This window comes from Imperialibacter roseus (assembly GCF_032999765.1).
In the GTDB taxonomy this organism is placed as follows: domain Bacteria; phylum Bacteroidota; class Bacteroidia; order Cytophagales; family Cyclobacteriaceae; genus Imperialibacter; species Imperialibacter roseus.
Map to the genome: position 1 here is coordinate 322,622 of NZ_CP136051.1, position 21,273 is coordinate 343,894.

The following is a 21,273-nucleotide window of genomic DNA, read 5'->3' on the forward strand; positions in this document are numbered from 1 at the left end:
AATGAAAACGAATAGAAAAACAATAATCATAGCATTATCAACACTGGCAATAGGACTATTGCTGGGGTGGTTGATTTTTGGTGGTTCGTCTGAAAGCAAAACGGATGAAGAGCACCAGCACACCACAGAAGTTGCGGGTGAGACTGTCTGGACCTGCTCCATGCACCCTCAGATCCGTCAAAGTGAACCGGGGGATTGCCCTATTTGTGGAATGGATTTAATTCCGCTGGATAATGAGCAAGATGAACAACTTGACCCCATGGCGATATCCATGTCGCCAACGGCCATGCAATTAGCAAACGTGAGTACTGCTGTAGTGGGCACCATGAATCCGGTAAAAATGGTCCGCCTGAACGGAAAAGTACAAGCTGATGAGCGTTTGGTTTATTCCCAATCTTCTCACATCCCCGGGAGGATCGAAAAACTGACAGTCAATTTTACCGGTGAATTTGTGCGAAAAGGTCAAACTATCGCTGCTGTTTATTCGCCTGATCTGGTCACCGCTCAGGAGGAATTGTTTGAAGCGCAAAAAATCAAAGAAACGCAACCGCAGCTTTTCAGTGCCGCAAGGGAAAAATTAAAAAACTGGAAGCTGTCAAACTCCCAAATTGATGAAATCATCCAAAGAGGAAGCATAAAAGAAGAATTCGCTATTACAGCAGATGTCTCCGGTTATGTGACTGAGAAAAAGGTAAACCTGGGTGACTATGTGCGTAAAGGCGAGGCTATCTATGAAGTTGCGGATCTCTCAAAAGTATGGTTATTGTTTGATGTGTATGAATCAGACATGTCCTGGATCAACAAAGGAGACAAGGTAAGTTTCACCATCGCCTCTTTCCCCGGTGAAACATTTTCGGGTAAAGTGAGCTACCTCGATCCTGTGATCGACCCGAAAACAAGGGTCGCCAAAGCGAGAGTAGAAATCTCCAATGCAGGTCAGCGACTCAAGCCTGAAATGTTTGCCTCCGGCACAGTTGAAGCAACCTTACCTGCTAAGTCAGACAAACTTGTGGTTCCTAAAACCGCTGTGATGTGGACTGGAAAGAGGTCGGTAGTCTATGTAAAAAGCACTTCAGGCAAAGGAGTAAGTTTCCTCATGCGTGACGTGACATTAGGTGCTGCTCTGGGGGAAAGCTTCATCGTAGAAAATGGATTACAGGAAGGAGATGAAATAGCGGTGAATGGCACATTTAGCATAGATGCTGCTGCTCAGTTGGCTGGCAAGCCAAGCATGATGCGGCCTGAAGGAGGAGTTGCCATGACGGGTCACAGCAATCATGGCGGTACTGGTGCGCCTGAATCTGCTACCCAGTCCGACCATGCCACCCATCAGGGCAAACCCAAAGAAGTTGCGATTAGTGACCAAGCGAAAACCGCTCTTCGACCGGTTTATATGGCCTATATGGCTATGAAAGATGCATTGAGTTTAGATAATTTAGCTGCCGCCCAAAAAGCATCCGCTGATATAAGCAAGTCACTTTCAGCAATCAACATGTCGCTCTTTCCCGGAGAGTCACATGATGTGTGGATGAAATACAGCAGCGATATGGGTAATGCCTTGCAACACATACCTCATCAAAAAAGCCTGGATGAAGTGCGAAAATCCTTTCAGCAAGTATCGGACATTTTAATCGCAATGAGTCAGGCATTCAATCCGATGGATGAGCCATTGTATGTGGATTTCTGCCCAATGGCAGATAACAATAGAGGAGCCTCTTGGCTAAGTCTGTCTGAAGAGATCAAAAACCCATACTTCGGTGAAGCCATGCTATCCTGTGGAGAAGTAAAATCAATTATAAAATGAAGGACTGCTGCAAAACAGGAGATGAAAAAGCTCCTTCAATAATAAAAAAATGGGTCAGCCGGATTACATGGGGAATAGTCATTCTTCTGGTCACTGGTTTAGCCCTGATTCAAGTATTAAATCTTTAAACTAAATGGAAAAATGAAAAAAACAATGATCATGCTATGTCTGGCTTTAGCAAGCTGGGGGGCAACCGCACAACATGACCATGCAGCGCATGGTGCACAAGCAAGCAGTCAAAAGATGGAACCAATGTTTAAAGATAAGGCACTGGGGTCTTCCTACACACACTACATCCATGTGAAGAATGCTTTGGTGGTGTCTGATTTTCAAAATGCAAAATCCGCTTCTGAATCTTTGGTGAAGGTCCTTCACAATGTCAAAGGAAGTGATAAAGTCCATGCAGAAGCAGCTAAAGTTGCGCAAGCAGGTTCACTGGAAAACCAACGAAAGGCTTTTGCCGCCTTAAGCAATGAGATGGCCACTTTGGTGAGGGGTGCTAATATCAGCATGGGTGAACTCTACCTGGAATACTGCCCCATGGCCAACAGCAGCACCGGAGGCTATTGGCTATCCAACGAAAAGGAAATCCGCAACCCCTACTTCGGTGACCAAATGCTGAAGTGCGGAAGCGTGAAAGAGACTATTCAATAAAATAAAAGATAATGCCCCAACTCAGGGCAGATTTAAATAAAATGAAAAAGAACATTTTTTTCAGCATCGCATTCCTGGCAGGAATGCTGCTGGCAGCACAAGTACTGGTGGCTCAGCCAGCCAGTGACAAAACAGCACAGCGCCTTCTCCATATCAATGGCAAAGGCGAAATACTGAATGACAAGGGTACTAAACTCGGCTACATAAGTAAGGAAGATATAGTCTTCAACAATCAGAACCAGAAATTGGGGTTCATCAAAGGTGGCCGAGTTTACGATGCTGAAGGCAATTCCTTAGGCAAAGCCAAAAAAGATGGTCGCTATTACAACAATGATGGAGTCTTCATTTTGAGTACCAAAACGATTGGTGACAAGTGCGAAATCCTGGATCCGGAAGGTCACAAGAAGGGAACGGTGCACAAAAACTATAAACTTCATGCGTGTGCCACACACTGCTTCTTTTTAGAACAGGAAACGAATAAGGAAGAGGATAAGTAAAATTAAAGCCCTGTTTTGAAGAGTGGAACGTTAGGTTGGAGATCGTTTCGGTAGCCAGCCTCTCCTCCACTCTTCTTGCAGGCACCAAATACGCAATGCCATGAAGAAAAAGAAATTTAATAAAAATCACCCCAGGGCATCCGCCAAAAGCATGGTGTATGCTTGCCTTGCATTAGGGGCATTTGTAGTGGTGGTGACTGCACTGGGATATTGGTTCTACTCTTATAGGCAAGGGCCAGCTACGAGCATAGACCCTGCCGAGGTTCATCAGCCGGTCGATCCCAGTTTGGTGTGTATGGTAAACGATGCATACATGGGCAAGCCGCAAATCCCTGTACCAGTCAATGGCAAAACGTATTACGGTTGCTGCCAGGGATGCGTGGATAAACTGAATAATCTGGAAAGCGCAAGGATCGCCATTGACCCTTTTAGTGGTAATCCGGTAGATAAATCGGAAGCATTTATTGTAGTGACTAACACGCAAGGCGCAGTGACATACTTTGAATCAGAGGCTAATTACAACGCATTTAAGAAAAACTAAAAACAATCCTTTAACCCCAAATCTATGAAATTGAAACTACTTTTTTTAGGTCTTGCTGCCATAGTGGCTGGGAAGACTCAGGCGCAACAGTCGGATGAAATTAACCAGGTAAAACAAGTACTGGAATCTTACAAACAAGCCATTGAAAGCCTCGACACAACTGGCACGGGTAATTTATTTGTATCGCAATCAATTGTTATTGAATCAGGCAAAGTTGAAGGTCGATATCAGGACTATCTGGCCAACCATCTGGGGCCAGAACTCCATCATTTCGAATCTTTCAAGTTTAGTGACTATAAGGTATCTATTGAAGTCGATTTGCCATTCGCCTTTGCTACTGAAACCTATAATTACACCATTGTTCTAAGCAAGGACAAGTCAGTTATTGAACGAAAAGGGGTTGCCTCCAGTATTTTGAAAAAAGAAAATGGTCAATGGAAAATATGGCAAACCCATTCATCAGCGAGAAAACCACAGGCCAATCATTAATCACCTAAATAATTTAAAAATGAAAAATATTCTAAAAGCAGTCGTATTGGTACTAATCACTACAGCAACCGTATCGGCACATGAAGGCCATAAAAACAAACAAGACAGCACCGTCATACAAGCGGATACCGTGGTGAATGCACATTCCACCGGGGAAGAGCATAAAGACCACTCCCATGCCAGCGAGGCAGACAGTCACGATGCACATCCACAAGATGCACATCACGAAAAGAAGGTGACCGCAGACCTTGCAGATTTCCCTACAATCCATCCGCTAATTGTCCATTTCGCTATCGTATTGCTGATCGTGGGAGCCATTCTGGCGGTTGTCAACATCTATTTCATCAAACGAGAATTGGCGTGGACAGCCTTTGTCCTGGTGCTGGTAGGTTTTGTTGCTGCGTACTTGGCCGGCAGAAACTTCCATCCGCATACTCACGGACTAACCGAACATGCCAAGCTCGTGCTCGAACAACATGACTTCTGGGCTGACTGGACAATCAATCTTGGATTTATTGGCCTGCTCTTGCAAGGAATCAACCTATTCATTTTCAAATCAAAAAGATTGGCAATGGCTATTGTGGCAGTTGTGTTACTGAGCGCTGCTTATGCTGTGGCACAGGCAGGACATTACGGAGCGCAACTGGTACACATAGAAGGTATAGGGCCGGAAGGTAAATTTTTGGAATTGGAGCATGACCATTAATTGATTTAAAATCACCAGTATGCCGGGGTTGTTTTTTGATTCGATACTTACCTGTCCGGTATGCGGCCAGCAGCAGGTTTGCAGAATACCTTATGATGACCGGCTGGATAGCTTCTATTGTAAGGGATGCGAATGTAAGATTACTGTTTCGGGCGATCAATGCTGCATTTTCTGTGCATTCGGCTCTCAAAAATGCTTGGTCAGCCAAAGCTGGGAAAAATTAGAACAAAAACAAATGATTGAAAAAATGAAAGATCATGTGCATAAAACTGAGAAGAAAATCATCCCCGCACTGGGGTATGATTTTCTTACAGCATGGTACGATGCTACCATACGCATCACCATGCCGGAACGTAAGTTTAGAAATTTGCTGGTCGATCACTTAAATCCTGCTAATGGAGAACATATTCTTGAGTTTGGTTTTGGTACAGCTGCCAATCTGCTGATTGCAGCAAAAAAGGCACCCAATAGTCATTTCACGGGGCTCGACATAGATCCGAAAATAAGAGAAATAGCAAAACATAAACTGACAAAAAATAGCTTGAGCATTACTCTGAATCTATATGATGGAACCACATTTCCATTTGAATCAAATTCTTTTGATAAAGTAGTTAGTTGCCTGGTCTTCCATCATCTGGATAAGGAGGCAAAATTGAGAAGTTTGAAAGAAATTCATCGGGTACTGAAACCGGGGGGAAAGCTGGTCATTGGTGACTGGGGTCAGGCTAAGTCCAGGATGATGCGAATGGCCTTTTATCTGGTTCAGGTGCTCGATGGATTTAAAACCACCAATGACAATGTCAAAGGGTTGTTGCCGGAGTATATTCAAGAATCTGGATTTTCCGACGTTCAGGAAGTTGATCATATAAATACCAAAATCGGCTCATTCTGTTACTATACCGGTGACAAATAAAAGCATTATGAAACAGGATTTAACCTCACAAGAGTTTAAAATAAAAGGAATGATTTGCAGTCGTTGCTTGAAGGTATTAAACTCGGAATTAAAAGAAATGGCAATTGAAGTTGTAGAAATCGAACTTGGCAGAATATTGATTCGATACAACTCTGCCAAAATTCATGAATCATTGATCCGGAAAATCATCAATGAAAACGAGTTTGAAATTATCTGGAACAAAGAAAGCATTCAGGCAGAACAGACAAAGAGATGGGTCGTTAACTATTTATGGGGTACGAGTCAGGAAATGAACCTATCGGAATACTTGGTAAAAAAACTCAACACAAATTATAATACTTTGAGCAGAATATTTTCAAAAACCTTCGGCAAAAGCATAGAGCGCTACAGTATCTTATTGAAGATCGAGCGAGCCAAGGAGCTGATTGAGAATGATAAGTTGAGCTTTAGCGAAATATCTTATGAATTGGGTTATCAGAATCCTTCGGGCTTGTCCAGACTGTTTAAAAAAGAAACAGGCATGACGTTGAAAGAATATAAAAGTTTAGGTGAAAGTAGACGAGTACCAATTGATAGAATATGATAAACAATATTGGAAATATGGCAATACAAAGTGTATGGATATGTACAGTTTTGCATAATATAATGTAACTTAATTTCATGCTATGAAAAGCTTAATACCAAAATTGTTTTCGCTCATAGTCATCTTGTTCATTTTTGGTTGTAATGGTAGTCGGAAAGACACAAAAGATAGTACTGAAGGAAAGGGTAATGAAGTAGAGGCTATTAATAAAACAGATGTGTGGGCATATCAGGGTGAAACAGGCCCCAAGTTTTGGACCAGACTTGAAGAAGGATCAGAATGCGGAGGCATCAGACAATCACCTATCAACATCAACACTTTTAAGGCAATAGCAGGAGATTTTGATCTCCGCCTTAGTGACTTTCATTATGAAAATGCTACTGAAGTTAAAAATGTAATAAATAATGGTCATACTATCGAATACGAATTTGAATCTGAAAACAATATATTGAAGCTTGCCGAGCGTCAGTACATTCTAAAACAATTTCATTTCCATTCGCCTTCAGAACACACCTTAGATGGAGTTAGATTCCCCTTGGAAATTCACATGGTTCATTTTGAGCCGGAGACTAACAGTTATGTAGTACTAGCCTTATTCGCAAAGCAGGGTGAAACAAGCAAAACTTTCCGGTTTTTGCTTGACTATTTACCTATTGATATAGGTGAATCGAAGGAAGTCAGTGCACTCTGCGATTTTGAGGATCCGCTTAGTACATTGAAAACAGGAACCCTCTATCATTATGAAGGTTCATTAACTACCCCTCCGTGCACAGAATCTGTATCCTGGTATATATTGAAGGAGCCCCTTGGGTTAGCACCAGAACAAATTGACAGATTAAAAGACCTGATGCCAATAAACAATTACCGACTGGCTCAGCCATTGAATGGGCGTATCGTGAGTTTTAAAACATTTAATTAATTAGGCTGTCTGTTTGGAATAAAAAAATTTAAATATTAATAGTTATGAATGAAGCACATTGGCATTTAGTCGTAAATCATTTACCTATCATTTTTCCTATTGTGGGTGTAATCGTGATGATTACAGGGCTAATCTCAAAATCAAGAGGCGTAAAACGGACGGCTCATTTGATATTCATAATGGGTGCCTTGACAGCAATGTTAGCAATCATTACAGGTGAGGGCGCAAAAGAGGTAGTTGAAAAGATTAGCGGTATTAGCCAAATTTATATTGAAAACCACGAAACAATGGCCGAAACTTTTGCTCTGTTATCTTATATCTTAGGAGGGCTGTCGTTGTTCGCCCTTTGGGCAAGTTTCAAGCAAAAAACCTTTTCAACCATACTTAATATTGCAACGTTAGTATTCGCATTGGTTGTCTTGTTCTTTGGAAAAGAAACAGGCACTACAGGCGGTGAAATTCGTCATACAGAGATAAGAAAGATCTAAAAAACATTTTATTTTATGAAAAAAATCATCCTGCTAAGTACCGCATTGGTTATTTTATTTACTATATCAACCCGTGCACAAACGGATACCACAGTATACAATATCACTATAAGTGAAAAGACCCTGAATATTACGGGGAAAGACCGCAAGGCCTTGGCCATTGATGGTCAGATACCGGGCCCCACACTTCGCTTTAAAGAGGGTGATTATGCTGTCATTTATGTTAAGAATGAGCTAGATGAAGAAACTTCTGTACACTGGCACGGTCTCATATTGCCCAACTTCTACGATGGAGTGCCTTATCTGACTACACCTCCGATAGAACCTGGCCATACGCAAAAGTATGAGTTTCCCCTAGTGCACAGTGGAACCTATTGGTACCATTCGCATACAGGGCTTCAGGAGCAACTCGGTGTTTATGGCTCCATTGTCATAGAACCAAAAGAACCAAAATTTGAATACAACAAAGATTTGGTGCTGGTTTTCTCAGACTGGACAGATGAAAATCCGATGCATGTATTAAAGAACCTTAAGCGTAGAAATGAGTGGTACTCGATCAAGCGGAATACAGTAACCCCACTTGGAAAAGTCATAGCCAGAGGCGGTTTGGGAGCCCAGCTAAACTTTTGGAAACAACGAATGCCCGGGGCAGATATCGCAGACGTTTACTACGGAGCATTTTTGACCAATGGCACACAGATAAAAGAGTATCCAGAGTTTAAGCCTGGAGAAAAGGTAAGGGTCAGAATGATAAACGCTTCTGCATCCACGTATTATTGGATAACATTTGGCGGTGGCGATCCAACTCTGATATCTGCTGATGGAATTGATGTGGTGCCTGTCAAAAAAGAGAAGTTGCTTTTTGCAATCGCTGAGACTTATGATTACCTGATAACGATTCCGGAAAGTGGCAAACTGGAAATTCGTGCCTCTTCGATGGACGGAGCGGGACAGACATCAGCCTATTTGGGGCAGGGCGAATTGCTTAAAGCTCCCGATGTGCCAAGACCTGACTATGTCGGCATCATGAAAGCCATGTCAAAAATGGACATGAAAATGGGTGCGCCAGCGATGATTTTTAATCCTAAAAAGAATGATGGGTTGGAGAAAATGAAGAAGTATGGTATGCAAATGAAAGGTGATATGAATTCCATGAAAATGTCCGAGGACACTAAAAAGGATGATATGGAGGGAATGGATATGCCATCTATGAACAAAATGGATAGTACTCAAAAAGGAATGACAGGCATGGATCATGGAGACATGAAAATGAGCCAGGGGAAAGATGAATCCGTTTTAGTGGGCGCAGGTATGGGGCCGGATAAAACTTACGATTTTCTAAAGTCGGCAGAACCTACCAACTATTCTGCAGACAAGCCTGTCCGTGAAATCAAATTCACTCTAAATGGAAACATGTGGCGTTATATATGGAGTATGAATGGTAAACCCCTCGCAGAAGCCGACAAAATCAAGATCAGTAAAGGAGAGGTAGTACGCATTACAATGACGAACCTGACCATGATGAACCATCCAATGCACCTGCACGGACATTTCTTCCGGGTGATTAACGAGAATGGCGAATACTCACCCCTCAAACATACGTTAAACGTAGCACCTATGCAGAGTATTACTATTGAATTTGACGCAAACGAATATGGTGATTGGTTTTTTCACTGCCACATACTGTATCACCTTGAAGCTGGAATGGCCCGGGTTTTTAGTTACGGAACACCCAGAGATCCAAAACTTCAGCGCTATCCTCTTTCTACCCTTATTAAGGAAACCAATAAATATTATTCCTGGGGAACGGCTTATGGCGCCAGTCATATGTCATCTTTAGAGTTGGTCTCCTCAAATGTCAGGAATCAGTGGAACCTCGGTGCAGAAATTGGATGGAATCAAAACTTTGAAGCAGACTTTTCTTACGAAAGATATTTAAGCGATTATTTCAGGGTTTATGGTGGTGTAAATGTGGAAAACGAAACCGCGGAAAGCTTAGATCAATTCAAGTCTGTTGCACAGGTCGGTATTCGATACTTGTTACCCTATTTTATCAATGCAGATCTAAGTATAGACAATCAGTTGAGACCACAGGTACGTTTTACTGCCGAGTATTTGATATTTAGAAGAGTAGCAATATTTGGACGTTATGAATACCGATCAGACTTTGGTGCGGTGAATACCCTGGAAGCAGGTAAATCCTATGCCTCCGAGCAAGTATGGAACGCAGGTATAGACTATGTAGTCTCCCGAAACTTTTCGCTCACTGGTACTTACGATAACCGCTTTGGCGGTGGGGGTGGATTGACCTGGAGGTTTTAGGAAATTCCATCCAAGAGGATTGAAAATGAAAACCATCAAAACCAAAATAGAACCAGATAATTACCTGGCACCACACTTCATTAGTCGCAGTAACTGGTTGAGAGCAGCTGTACTTGGTGCCAATGACGGGATTTTATCCACTGCAAGTCTTGCGATTGGTGTGGCAGCAGCAAGTGAAGTTCGTGCGCCAATTATACTCGCAACACTTGCAGGATTAGTTGCAGGAGCCTTATCCATGGCTGCCGGAGAATACGTGTCTGTGAGTTCTCAAACTGATATTGAGCAAGCAGATATAGAACGTGAAAAGCAGGAGTTAAAAGATATGCCCGAAACTGAGTTAAGACGTTTGGCTGAAATTTATGAAAAAAGGGGGTTAAAAAAGGAAACAGCTCTTATGGTTGCTCAGGAGTTAACTGGAAAAGACGCCTTGGGGGCACATGTTAGAGATGAGCTAGGTTTGAATGAAATAAGTCAGGCTAGACCCATACAAGCCGCATTTGCATCAGGTGCTGCATTTACGTCAGGTGCTGTTCTCCCTCTTTTCGTAACAGTATTTCTTCCCTTAAAAAACATGGAATATTATTTATATGCGTTTGCAATAATTTTCCTTATAATTTTAGGTGCATTAGCTGCTAAAACAGGAGGCTCAAGCATTGGAAAAGCCATCGTAAGGATTACATTTTGGGGAACGATTGCAATGGGGTTAACAGCATTGGTTGGTCATTTATTTGGTGTAAACCTTAGCTAAGCCTAATCTTAAGAAAGGCTTGCGAAAACCCAAAGGATACACCCGTTACATTTGTTGGGTTAATGCAATTATTAACATCAATGTTAAAACGAATTATTCAGGACGGGTTCCATTCCTTTTCTCACATTTCTTACATCCTTGATTATTCAAGCATCAATCCTTTGTCTGGTCAGTTCAAACAGGAAACAGGTCTTAGTATGTCAGAGTACAAAACCATGTTTCAATCGGATAGAAAATCGCTTGACAAAATTGTGTAAATCAAATCCATGATTATGAAATCGATTCAGTTTTGCACCTCCGATCTTTGTTTCATTAATCTTCAAATGAAACAAAATGAGTCCCGAAAGGACGAATTCCATCGCTCCGGCGAACCGGTGACCATAAAAAATAGACAAGACACATGAAACACACGTATAAAATTTCCGGAATGACCTGCAATGGTTGCAGGAGTCATGTAGAGAAAATGCTCAAAGCAGTTGAGGGTATCTCTGATGTTTCTGTTGATTTAGCAAATAAGGAAGCGGTAGTTCAAATGGAGTCTCATGTTCCCATTGAGACACTTAAAGAAGCCTTGCAAAAGGACGGAGATCGCTATGACATTCACCTTCCAGGGTCACATGAGCATCATCACCCTATGCCAAAAATCAAAAAAAATGACACTGGAGGATCTGGCAAATACTATTGTCCCATGCTATGCGAAGGAGATAAGAAATATGACAAGCCAGGCGATTGTCCTAAGTGTGGAATGGATTTAGAAAAGGAAGAAAGTTCGAAAACCATTTACACCTGCCCGATGCACCCTGAAGTAGAGCAGGATCATCCGGGCTCATGTCCGAAATGTGGAATGGACTTGGAACCGAAAAAAGCCTCTGCTGATGATGGTTCGGAGGAACAGAAAGCATACAAGAAAATGCTGACCAAGTTCTGGATTTCGGTGGCTTTTACACTGCCCGTCTTATTTATCGCCATGAGTGAGATGATAGGTGTTTCTTTATCTGGGATCGCAAGCGAAAAGACCTGGGGTTGGGTGCAGTTTGCATTGAGTACACCAGTCATCTTTTACTCTTGTTGGAATTTCTTTGTGAGAGGGTACAAATCCATCATCAATCGCTCGCCGAACATGTGGACACTCATCACATTGGGAGCTGGAGCTGCATACCTGTTTAGCATTTTTGCCTTACTGTTTCCTGATATTTTCCCTGATCAATTCAAATCTGAAGGAGGAGCTGTTCACTTATATTTTGAAGCTGCGGTTGTCATTCTTACCCTGATTCTATTAGGACAATTATTGGAAGCAAAAGCAAGAAGTCAAACCAATTCTGCCATCAAGGAGCTTCTCAACCTGGTGCCACCTGAAGCAACGGTCATTAGAGATGGTGAGGAGTTGACGATTCCGTTAGAGCATGTGAAGCTAGATGACATCATTAAGATTAAACCAGGTGAAAAGATTCCGGTAGATGGAGAGATAACTGAAGGAAAAAGCAGCATCGATGAATCTATGATCACAGGTGAACCTGTTCCCGTTGAGAAATCGGAAGGAGATAATGTTATTGGAGGAACGATCAATGGTACCAGTTCTTTTCAAATGAAAGCTCAAAAGGTCGGTAGCGATACACTGCTTTCCCAGATCATCGAGATGGTCAATAAAGCCAGCCGAACGAAAGCGCCCATTCAAAATCTGGCTGACAAAGTGTCCAGCTATTTTGTGCCCATCGTTGTTTCGATTGCCATCATTGCTTTTGCCGTTTGGGCGATTTGGGGTCCTGATCCTAAGTTAGTTTATGCCTTTACCAGTGCAGTGACCGTGCTAATCATTGCCTGTCCATGTGCATTAGGACTAGCTACTCCCATGTCGATCATGGTTGGAACTGGAAAAGGTGCAAAGCAGGGGATTTTGGTAAAGGATGCCAGAGCCATCGAGGAAATGCACAAGGTGACCACATTGGTGATTGATAAAACCGGAACCATCACACAAGGGAGACCATCACTCCAGGACGTACAGTCCATTCACGAAAAATATAGTGCAGATGCCATCCTGAAAAATGCTGCTTCACTTGAATCGAGTAGTGAACATCCATTGGCACATGCCATTGTCGAGGGAGCTGAAAATAAAGGACTGAAACCTCAGAAGGTTGACGATTTTAACTCCATTACTGGTAAAGGCATTACAGGCAAAGTAGATGGGCTGCAAATAGCCATTGGCAACAAAAAGCTCCTTGAGGAATTTGATTTAACACTGGATCAGGAGCATGATGAAGATGTGAAGCAAAGACAACTTGAAGGACAAACGGTCATGTTCGTGGTGATTGATAAGGAAGTAGCCGGGTTCATCAGCGTTGCTGACCCCATCAAAGAATCATCAGCTGATGCTATTAAGCATTTGCAAGACCAAGGACTGGAAGTGATTATGCTCACTGGTGACAATAAGAATACAGCCAAAGCGGTTGCAGATAAGCTTGGATTAGATGGATATGTAGCAGATCTCTTACCGGAAAACAAATACGAAAAAGTAAAAGCGCTCCAGGAAGAAGGAAAAATTGTAGCTATGGCCGGTGATGGAATCAATGATGCCCCGGCACTTGCTCAAGCCAATGTCGGAATTGCCATGGGAACAGGTACGGATGTAGCTATTGAGAGCGCAAGTCTTACGTTGGTTAAAGGAGAGTTGGATGGGATCGTGAGAGCTCGTAAGTTGAGTACAGATGTGATGAGAAACATCAAGCAGAACCTGTTCTTTGCTTTCGTTTACAATATGCTAGGTGTACCAATAGCCGCAGGAGTGCTCTTTCCAGTATTTGGTCTTTTGTTGAGTCCGATGCTTGCCGCAGCGGCCATGAGTCTGAGCTCCGTTTCAGTAATAGGTAACAGTTTAAGATTAAGATAAAAATGAAAACAATGATTAGAGGATCATCGAGCATGACGAAGGACATTAAGGGTACTTGCCGACTTTGCACTACCATTGCACCTTAATTTTGCGTATATTTGCGGACAAATGAATCCCATTCTATCCATATCGTTCAGCTTTCTGTTCCTGATGCAGGCAATGGGGCCTACCATGGATTTATGTTGTGAATTACCAAAGCTTCCCTACCTTTTTGACCACTACGAAGAACATAAGGAATTTGACGGGGATTCTTTTTGGCAATTTTTAGCGGAAGATTATCTCAACGATAAAGGTGATACACAGGGTCATCATGATGAATCTGACCATGATGATCTCCCTTTTCATGGTCAGCACCAATGCTGTCACGGATATACTTTCATCGCCCAACTATCGAACCATATAGAAACAGATATTCTTCACTTTTCTACCCAGACCAGAGCAACCCTCTATAGCTTTTCTCTTTGCTCCGAATACTCAGAATCCCCTTTTCAGCCCCCCAAAGCCTGATCTAATTCAGCTTTTATTCAAATAGACAAAGCTCACCATTTGGTTGAAAGAGCCTGGGCTTTATTCCCCTTATTTGTTTTGATGCTTAATTCCCATGACACAGTCATTAGGTTAGCTGTCATCGGTGACTCTTTTCATTCTACTTGGTAACAAGATGAAGAAAATCAAAACCAGAAAGAAAAAACGGAGAATAATCAAGGTGGTATTGCAATACATACTGGCAACAATCATCGTGCTAATGTTTATCGCATTTCTAATCATCCTATTGATTGTTCCTCATATAAAAATTAATGATTAAAGAAACATGTTAGATAAAATCATTCAATTTTCGGTCAAGAACAAACTGATCATTGGCCTACTCACGCTGGGCCTGGTCATTTGGGGAGGGTACTCGCTTACGAGGCTTCCCATTGATGCCGTACCGGATATTACCAATAACCAGGTGCAGGTCATCACCACTTCCCCCTCGCTGGCCGCTGAGGAGGTGGAGCGTTTAATCACTTTTCCCATCGAAATCACGATGGCCACCATCCCTGAGCTGGACGAGATCCGTTCATTCTCCCGCTTTGGGCTGTCGGTGGTGACCATCGTCTTTAAAGAAGACGTGGATGTGTATTGGGCCCGTCAGCAGGTAAGCGAACGCCTGACTGATGTACAAGCTCAAATCCCACCAGGAGTAGGTCAGCCGGGCATGGCTCCCATCACTACCGGACTTGGAGAAATCTACCAATATGTAGTGGGAACAGAGCCGGGATATGAAGATCAGTATGATGCCCGTGAACTTCGTACGATCCAGGACTGGATTGTGCGAAGGCAGTTGCTAGGTACTCCAGGGGTGGCGGATGTAAGCAGCTTTGGAGGCTACCTTAAGCAATATGAGATTGCCATAGACCCCGACAGGCTCAAGGCCATGAACGTCTCCATTGCCGACATTTTCCAGGCACTGGAAGAAAACAACGAGAATACCGGAGGGGCATACATCGAGAAAAACCTCAGCGCCTATTTCATCCGAAGCGAAGGACTGGTGAGCGACATGGACGACATCCGCAACATGCTCATCAAAAATAATGCGAATGGCATCCCTGTACTGATCAATGACGTAGCAAAGGTACAGCTGGGCAGTGCCGTTCGGTATGGTGCCACCACTCGAAACGGAGAAGGAGAAGTGGTCAGCGCCATTGTGATGATGCTGAAAGGAGAAAACTCCGCAGAGGTTATTGAGAATGTAAAAAGCCGAATTTCCGAAATACGTAAGACATTGCCTGAGGGAGTTACCATTGAGCCTTTTCTGGACCGTACAAAATTGGTAAATACGGCCATCGGTACAGTGAGCAAAAACCTCGCTGAAGGAGCCTTGATTGTGATATTCGTTTTGTTGCTTCTGTTGGGAAATCTCCGGGCAGGTTTGATCGTAGCATCGGTAATCCCTCTTGCGCTCATTTTTGCCTTTGGCATGATGAACCTCTTTGGTGTGTCGGGCAACCTGATGAGTTTGGGGGCTATTGATTTTGGGTTGATTGTGGACGGAGCGGTGATCATTGTGGAGGCTACTTTGCACCACCTGGGTTTACTGAAACTTGGAAGGAAGCTGACCCAGCAGGAAATGGACAAAGAGGTTTATCAGTCGGCCAGCAAAATTAGGAATTCGGCCGCATTCGGGGAGATCATTATTCTCATCGTGTACCTGCCCATCCTTGCTTTGGTGGGAATAGAAGGTAAAATGTTTGGCCCTATGGCACAGACGGTGAGCTTTGCTATACTCGGTGCTTTTATCCTTTCGCTTACTTATGTACCCATGATGTCCGCTCTTGTGCTAAGTAAAAAGACCGAATACAAACCCAATATTTCAGACAAGATCATGGCTTTCTTTCACAGGCTGTACGACCCGACAATCCGTTGGGCGATGCACAAACGACCTTTGATGTTAGCCATAGCACTTGGATTATTTGGAGCATCGCTCTGGGTATTTTCCAATATGGGCGGTGAATTTGTACCTACCCTGGAAGAGGGCGACTTTGCCGTGGAGACCCGTGTCATGAGTGGGAGTTCGTTGCAAAATACCATCAATGCCACCACAGAAGCGGAGAAAATATTACTGGCTCAATTCCCCGAAGTTACACAAGTAGTTTCCAAAATTGGATCAGGTGAGATCCCCACCGACCCAATGCCACCGGAGGCGGCTGACTTGATGATTATCCTGAAAAACAAATCTGAATGGGTATCTGCATCCAACAGGGAAGACCTGGCCAATAAAATGGCGGAGGCGCTTGAAGTTATTCCGGGAGTAACTTTTGGTTTCCAGCAACCCATCCAGATGCGGTTTAACGAGCTCATGACAGGGGTTCGTCAGGATGTGGCTATTAAAGTCTATGGAGAGGAGCTGGAAAAGCTCACGGAATACGCTACACAGATAGGCCGCCTTTCTTCAGGGGTAGAGGGAGCGGTAGACCTGTACATCGAGGAGGTGACAGGTATCCCTCAGATTGTCATCAATTACAAAAGGGGCCAGCTGGCCAAATACGGGCTCAGTATCCGGGATGTAAACCGCTCGGTACAGGCCGCCTTTGCCGGAGCTTCTGCGGGGCTCGTGTATGAAAACGAGAGACGCTTTGATCTGGTGGTCAGATTGGATAAGACCAACCGGGAGGATGTAGAGTCCGTTCGGAGCCTTTACATCGCCCGTAAAGATGGGCACCAGATACCGCTCTACCAGGTGGCCGAAGTGGAAATCCAGGAAGGCCCTTACCAAATTCAGCGGGATGATACCAGGAGACGGATCATAGTAGCTTTCAACGTTCGTAATCGTGACGTGGAAAGTGTGGTGGACGAACTTCGGCAGAAAATTGACGAATCAGTGGTGTTTGCGCCGGGTTACACGGTCACCTACGGAGGCCAGTTTGAAAATCTGGTGGAAGCCCGTGAACGACTCGCTTTTGCCGTTCCGTTGGCCCTTCTATTGATATTTGTATTGCTCTATTTCACCTTCGGTTCCATTAAGCAGGGCATCCTCATTTTTACGGCCATCCCCCTTTCAGCTATTGGCGGCATCTTCGCTTTATGGCTCAGGGGTATGCCTTTCAGTATTTCGGCAGGTGTTGGCTTCATTGCACTGTTTGGAGTAGCAGTCTTGAATGGGATAGTACTCATCAGCGAGTTCAATCACCTGAAAAAAGACGGCATCTCCGATATTTTTGAGCGGATTTACAAAGGCACAAGTGTACGTCTGCGTCCAGTAATCATGACGGCTGCCGTAGCTTCTTTGGGTTTTCTACCCATGGCGCTTTCTCAATCAGGTGGAGCTGAAGTACAGCGTCCACTGGCCACCGTGGTGATTGGTGGGTTGATCACCGCTACTTTCCTGACACTGGTTGTGTTGCCCATCCTTTACTACTATTTTGAAAGAGGGATAAAAGTAAAGCCCGGAGCAGTTGCACCGCTATTGGTTATCGGTATCTTTTTCCTCCAGTTTCAAGAAGTAAAGGCACAGGAATCACCTGCTTCCTTTCAGTCCCTGGGCGAGGCGATACAAGTGGCGATCCAAAACAATCCGACCTTGAAGGCAGCAGACCTGCAAACCCAACAGGAACGAGCATTAAAAGGTGCCAGTTGGAATTTGTCCAAAACCAATTTCAGCCTTACACACGGGCAGTACAACAGCATTTACAACAATGACAATCAGTTCAATATCTCTCAATCCATCGAATTCCCTACGGTTTATGCCAATCAAAACAAGCTGGCCAAAGCGAGGATGGAAGCAAGCGAATGGCGGAAAAACGCCACGCAAAACGAACTGGTGAAGCAGGTAAAAGCTATCTGGTATATCCTTTGGTTTGAAAGAAGCAAAAGACAGTTATTACTGGAGCAGGACAGCATTTACCAGCGATTCGTACGAGCAGCAGGCCTTCGTTATCAAACCGGGGAAAGCAACTTGCTGGAAAAAGCAACAGCAGAGTCGCAGGTGGCTGAAATAAAAGCCATGTTGCAGCAAAACCAGTCCGATATTGAAATCTATCGGACCCAGCTACAAACCTTGCTCAACCTGGAAAGCCCGATAGATATCACAGTGGGCAACCTTAAATCAAGAGAAAGCAGTGTATTACTGGATACGCAAGGCATTGCGAATAACCCAACACTTGCCTGGTTCCGCCAACAAATGGAGGTAGCTGAAAGAGAAAAGTCGGTAGAGAAATCACGGCTGCTACCCGACCTGACAGTGGGGTACTTCAATCAGTCGCTGAACGGCCCTAATCAAGACCTGGACGGCAACCCGGTCACTTTCAGCTCCAGCGACCGATTTACCGGTTTCCAGGTAGGTATAGCTATCCCCATTTTTGGTGCCAAGTCACAAGGATCGGTCATCAAGGCTGGCGAACTGAAAAAGCAGGAAAGCGAAGCAAGGCTACAAGCGGTGACCAACGAACTGCAAGGCAGGTTAAGGTCTCTCATCCAGCAGTACCAAAAATTTCAAACCAGTCTCGATTATTATGAGCAAAATGCCTTACCGCAGGCTGAACTTATTCTCAATCAGGCTCAGAAAGGATTTGAAAACGGGGAAATTGGCTATGTGGAATACATCCAGGGGCTTAACCGGGCATTGACAGTTCGGTTCAATTACCTGGACATTCTCAACCAATACAACCAGACCATTATCCAGATAGAGTTTATCTCAGGCGTTTAATAAAAAAGAAATCAACAAATGAAAAATACTTTCAAATACATCAACAGAATCTCAATGGTTTTTATACTGGGATTGACTATTGCCTCCTGTGGCTCAAAAACTGAAGAAGTTGCTGAAGAACATCACGAAGAAAGTGAGAATACGGTAGAACTCACAGAGGCACAGTACGAACAGGCGGCCATACAGGTTGGAGCTATCGAGAGAAAGGTCATTGGTTCAGAATTACGGGTAAACGGGGTGATTGACGTACCTCCACAAAGCAATATTTCAATCAATATGCCTTATGGGGGTTTTGTGAAATATACAGAAATGCTCCCAGGGAGCAAAGTAAAAAAGGGCCAGCTTCTGGTCGTGATTGAAAACCCTGAGTTCATCCAGTTTCAACAGGATTATCTCGAGGGCCTGGCCAACCAGGAGTTTCTAAAAGCAGAATATGATCGGCAGAAGGAGTTGTTTGATGAAAAAGTAGCCTCCGGCAAAACCTTTCAACAGGCGAAAAGTGACTACCTGGCCAATGAAGCCCGAATTAAAAGTATGGAGGAGCGTTTGAAAATTATCGGTTTCAACCCAGCAAAAATACGTGAAGGTACCGTTTCATCTTCTGTCAATATTTATGCCCCGGTAAACGGTTCAGTTCGAGAGGTGTACACCAATGTAGGCAAGTACATCAATCCACAGGATGTGATCATGGACATCACCAATGCCGAAGATCTGCATGTGGAACTGACGGTATATGAAAACGACATCCCACGGGTAAGGGAAGGCCAGCGTATCCGCTTTGCCCTGGTCAACTCTCCGAACGATTGGCGGGAAGCTAAGGTGTTCCTTGTGGGCAGTGGAGTAAGGGAAGACCGCTCGGTAACCGTACATGGACATTTAAAAAAGATGCATGAAGACCTGAAGCCGGGCATGTATGTAGCTGCCAGGATCGAAACCGACAGTAATGATGTGCTAGCTGCTCCGGAAGCCTCCATTGTGCGGTTTGGTGGCAAGCAGTACGTTTTTTCATATGCGGGTAAGAAATCAGAGAACGGTGAAATCGTACACGATTTTGAAATGCTGGAAGTCATCAAGGGATATACCGAAGACGGCTATACGCAGATTTCGTTGGCCGATACAGCGAAGGACTTGAGTACCATTCAACTTGTCACCAAAGGTGCCTTCACCTTGTTGGCTAAAGCCAAAAATACCGAAGAAGAAGGACATGGGCATTAAGAATTTCAAGCATGGCAGAGGCTAAAAATACTCCAAACAAAGGTTTGCGCACCACACTCATTGGCATAATTGTAAGTGCATTATTGGCAGTGGTTAAGGCTCTAGGAGGCATCTTCGGCCATTCCTATGCCCTGATTGCGGATGCCATAGAATCAGGAGCGGATGTTTTTACCTCTACGATGTTATGGATAGGCTTGAAGTGGTCTGCAAAGCCTGCTGACGACAATCACCCCTATGGTCATGGAAAAGCCGAGGCGTTAGTTGCTTTGGGTATTTCTCTGGCATTAGTGATAGCGGCTGGTATTATTATTCGGGATAGTGTGCTGCATATTATGGAACCGCATAAAACCCCGGCTCCATACACACTTATTATTCTGGTGGTGGTAATACTTACTAAAGAACTTCTGTACCGCTTTGTACTAAAAACTGGAACTGAAATTAATAGCGGAGCAGTAAAAGCAGATGCATTTCACCACCGTAGTGATGCGATTACTTCTGCTGCTGCATTTATAGGAATATCTATAGCATTAATTGGTGGCGAGGGTTATGAGGTGGCAGATGACTTTGCGGCTCTAATGGCAGGAGGATTCATCATTTACAACGCCTGCGGCATTGCCCGACCGGCCATTGGTGAACTGCTGGATGAAGCTCTGGAGCCCGACCTGCAAGAGGATATCTCTGGCATTGCTTTGAGCGTTAATGCTGTGCAAGTTGTACAAAAGTGCCGTTCCCGGAAAATGGGCACTGGCTACCATGTGGATTTACACATCTGGATCAATGGAGATTTGACGGTAAAACATGGCCATGATATAGCCCATGAAGTAAAGGACAAAATAATGAAAAATGTACCCTATGTATTGGATGTACACATTCATGTGGAGCCAAATTCAACACAAAAAGAAAGTTGGCATGATCAAAGAACTCGAAAATAAACTCAAAGAAAAGGACATCCGACCAACAGCCATGCGGCTGTTGGTGCTGGAAGCCCTGACCAGTCGGGAGGCCGCCATCAGCCTTTCCGACCTGGAAAAAGCATTTGAAAAGTCAGACAGGGTAACACTATTCCGCACCCTGAAGACCTTTCAGGAAAATGGACTGGTACACAGTATAGATGACGGTACCGGAGCACCTAAATACGCCTTATGCGAAGAGGGATGCGAGTGCAATATCGAACGGGACCTGCACGTGCATTTTCATTGCCGGGTGTGTAGCGAAACCTTCTGTTTGCCCAAGTACAAAATCCCGGAAATTGACCTGCCAAGCAAGTTCAAAGGCGAAGAAGCCAACCTGGTGGTAAAGGGTGTTTGCCCTGATTGTAAGTAATA

Annotated in this window: 19 protein-coding genes; all 19 read left to right on the forward strand. The window is 44.0% G+C overall.

Features of this window, described 5'->3' with window-relative positions:
- Position 1: 1 nt before the first annotated feature.
- The 19 genes from RT717_RS01350 to RT717_RS01440 all read left to right on the forward strand — a co-directional run bounded on the left by RT717_RS01350 (position 2) and on the right by RT717_RS01440 (position 21,271).
- On the forward strand, positions 2–1,804 hold the full coding sequence (locus RT717_RS01350; protein ID WP_317489952.1) for an efflux RND transporter periplasmic adaptor subunit: 1,803 nt from the start codon (positions 2–4) through the stop codon (positions 1,802–1,804).
- Positions 1,805–1,945: 141 nt separating this feature from the next.
- Positions 1,946–2,458 carry a DUF3347 domain-containing protein gene (locus RT717_RS01355; protein WP_317489953.1) on the forward strand — a complete coding sequence of 171 codons (513 nt, stop codon included), beginning with the start codon at positions 1,946–1,948 and terminating at the stop codon, positions 2,456–2,458.
- A gap of 41 nt (positions 2,459–2,499) precedes the next feature.
- Complete coding sequence (locus RT717_RS01360; protein ID WP_317489954.1) at positions 2,500–2,955, forward strand: 5-fold beta-flower protein; 456 nt, start codon at positions 2,500–2,502, stop codon at positions 2,953–2,955.
- A gap of 100 nt (positions 2,956–3,055) precedes the next feature.
- Entirely contained in the window at positions 3,056–3,496 is a 441-nt protein-coding gene (locus RT717_RS01365) for a hypothetical protein (protein WP_317489955.1), read from the forward strand.
- Positions 3,497–3,520: 24 nt separating this feature from the next.
- Positions 3,521–3,985 (forward strand): nuclear transport factor 2 family protein, encoded by a 465-nt coding sequence (locus RT717_RS01370; RefSeq protein WP_317489956.1) that lies wholly within the window; start codon positions 3,521–3,523, stop codon positions 3,983–3,985.
- A 19-nt stretch (positions 3,986–4,004) separates the two neighbouring features.
- Complete coding sequence (locus RT717_RS01375) at positions 4,005–4,691, forward strand: hypothetical protein (protein WP_317489957.1); 687 nt, start codon at positions 4,005–4,007, stop codon at positions 4,689–4,691.
- Between the two features lie 19 nt (positions 4,692–4,710).
- Positions 4,711–5,604 (forward strand): class I SAM-dependent methyltransferase, encoded by an 894-nt coding sequence (locus RT717_RS01380; RefSeq protein WP_317489958.1) that lies wholly within the window; start codon positions 4,711–4,713, stop codon positions 5,602–5,604.
- Positions 5,605–5,611: 7 nt separating this feature from the next.
- Positions 5,612–6,187 (forward strand): AraC family transcriptional regulator, encoded by a 576-nt coding sequence (locus RT717_RS01385; protein WP_317489959.1) that lies wholly within the window; start codon positions 5,612–5,614, stop codon positions 6,185–6,187.
- Positions 6,188–6,269: 82 nt separating this feature from the next.
- The gene (locus RT717_RS01390; RefSeq protein WP_317489960.1) at positions 6,270–7,106 is read left to right on the forward strand and encodes a carbonic anhydrase; all 837 of its coding nucleotides are present in this window, start codon (positions 6,270–6,272) and stop codon (positions 7,104–7,106) included.
- 44 nt (positions 7,107–7,150) lie between these two features.
- On the forward strand, positions 7,151–7,594 hold the full coding sequence (locus RT717_RS01395; protein ID WP_317489961.1) for a hypothetical protein: 444 nt from the start codon (positions 7,151–7,153) through the stop codon (positions 7,592–7,594).
- A gap of 15 nt (positions 7,595–7,609) precedes the next feature.
- A complete protein-coding gene (locus RT717_RS01400) occupies positions 7,610–9,916 on the forward strand; it encodes a multicopper oxidase domain-containing protein (RefSeq protein ID WP_317489962.1) in 2,307 nt (768 codons plus the stop codon).
- A 25-nt stretch (positions 9,917–9,941) separates the two neighbouring features.
- Positions 9,942–10,664 carry a VIT1/CCC1 transporter family protein gene (locus tag RT717_RS01405; RefSeq protein WP_317489963.1) on the forward strand — a complete coding sequence of 241 codons (723 nt, stop codon included), beginning with the start codon at positions 9,942–9,944 and terminating at the stop codon, positions 10,662–10,664.
- A gap of 80 nt (positions 10,665–10,744) precedes the next feature.
- Positions 10,745–10,921: a hypothetical protein gene (locus RT717_RS01410; RefSeq protein WP_317489964.1), complete on the forward strand. Its 177-nt coding sequence runs from the start codon at positions 10,745–10,747 to the stop codon at positions 10,919–10,921.
- A gap of 143 nt (positions 10,922–11,064) precedes the next feature.
- Positions 11,065–13,548, forward strand: a complete 2,484-nt coding sequence (locus RT717_RS01415; RefSeq protein WP_317489965.1) for a heavy metal translocating P-type ATPase — start codon at positions 11,065–11,067, stop codon at positions 13,546–13,548.
- A gap of 108 nt (positions 13,549–13,656) precedes the next feature.
- Positions 13,657–14,055, forward strand: coding sequence for a hypothetical protein (locus tag RT717_RS01420; RefSeq protein ID WP_317489966.1), 399 nt, complete (start codon positions 13,657–13,659; stop codon positions 14,053–14,055).
- 304 nt (positions 14,056–14,359) lie between these two features.
- On the forward strand, positions 14,360–18,733 hold the full coding sequence (locus tag RT717_RS01425; protein ID WP_317489967.1) for a CusA/CzcA family heavy metal efflux RND transporter: 4,374 nt from the start codon (positions 14,360–14,362) through the stop codon (positions 18,731–18,733).
- 18 nt (positions 18,734–18,751) lie between these two features.
- Positions 18,752–19,948: an efflux RND transporter periplasmic adaptor subunit gene (locus RT717_RS01430; RefSeq protein ID WP_317489968.1), complete on the forward strand. Its 1,197-nt coding sequence runs from the start codon at positions 18,752–18,754 to the stop codon at positions 19,946–19,948.
- Between the two features lie 11 nt (positions 19,949–19,959).
- Positions 19,960–20,880 (forward strand): cation diffusion facilitator family transporter, encoded by a 921-nt coding sequence (locus RT717_RS01435; protein ID WP_317489969.1) that lies wholly within the window; start codon positions 19,960–19,962, stop codon positions 20,878–20,880.
- Complete coding sequence (locus RT717_RS01440; protein ID WP_317489970.1) at positions 20,858–21,271, forward strand: Fur family transcriptional regulator; 414 nt, start codon at positions 20,858–20,860, stop codon at positions 21,269–21,271. Before RT717_RS01435 ends, RT717_RS01440 begins: the two co-directional genes overlap by 23 nt.
- Positions 21,272–21,273: the final 2 nt, after the last annotated feature.

Coding starts and splice junctions, on each gene's coding strand:
- RT717_RS01380 (WP_317489958.1), top strand. CDS start 4,711: ATGCCGGGGTTGTTTTTTGATTCGATACTTACCTGTCCGGTATGCGGC.
- RT717_RS01405 (WP_317489963.1), top strand. CDS start 9,942: ATGAAAACCATCAAAACCAAAATAGAACCAGATAATTACCTGGCACCA.
- RT717_RS01395 (WP_317489961.1), top strand. CDS start 7,151: ATGAATGAAGCACATTGGCATTTAGTCGTAAATCATTTACCTATCATT.
- RT717_RS01435 (WP_317489969.1), top strand. CDS start 19,960: ATGGCAGAGGCTAAAAATACTCCAAACAAAGGTTTGCGCACCACACTC.
- RT717_RS01370 (WP_317489956.1), top strand. CDS start 3,521: ATGAAATTGAAACTACTTTTTTTAGGTCTTGCTGCCATAGTGGCTGGG.
- RT717_RS01410 (WP_317489964.1), top strand. CDS start 10,745: ATGTTAAAACGAATTATTCAGGACGGGTTCCATTCCTTTTCTCACATT.
- RT717_RS01440 (WP_317489970.1), top strand. CDS start 20,858: ATGATCAAAGAACTCGAAAATAAACTCAAAGAAAAGGACATCCGACCA.
- RT717_RS01350 (WP_317489952.1), top strand. CDS start 2: ATGAAAACGAATAGAAAAACAATAATCATAGCATTATCAACACTGGCA.
- RT717_RS01385 (WP_317489959.1), top strand. CDS start 5,612: ATGAAACAGGATTTAACCTCACAAGAGTTTAAAATAAAAGGAATGATT.
- RT717_RS01415 (WP_317489965.1), top strand. CDS start 11,065: ATGAAACACACGTATAAAATTTCCGGAATGACCTGCAATGGTTGCAGG.
- RT717_RS01430 (WP_317489968.1), top strand. CDS start 18,752: ATGAAAAATACTTTCAAATACATCAACAGAATCTCAATGGTTTTTATA.
- RT717_RS01420 (WP_317489966.1), top strand. CDS start 13,657: ATGAATCCCATTCTATCCATATCGTTCAGCTTTCTGTTCCTGATGCAG.
- RT717_RS01375 (WP_317489957.1), top strand. CDS start 4,005: ATGAAAAATATTCTAAAAGCAGTCGTATTGGTACTAATCACTACAGCA.
- RT717_RS01400 (WP_317489962.1), top strand. CDS start 7,610: ATGAAAAAAATCATCCTGCTAAGTACCGCATTGGTTATTTTATTTACT.
- RT717_RS01365 (WP_317489955.1), top strand. CDS start 3,056: ATGAAGAAAAAGAAATTTAATAAAAATCACCCCAGGGCATCCGCCAAA.
- RT717_RS01360 (WP_317489954.1), top strand. CDS start 2,500: ATGAAAAAGAACATTTTTTTCAGCATCGCATTCCTGGCAGGAATGCTG.
- RT717_RS01355 (WP_317489953.1), top strand. CDS start 1,946: ATGAAAAAAACAATGATCATGCTATGTCTGGCTTTAGCAAGCTGGGGG.
- RT717_RS01425 (WP_317489967.1), top strand. CDS start 14,360: ATGTTAGATAAAATCATTCAATTTTCGGTCAAGAACAAACTGATCATT.
- RT717_RS01390 (WP_317489960.1), top strand. CDS start 6,270: ATGAAAAGCTTAATACCAAAATTGTTTTCGCTCATAGTCATCTTGTTC.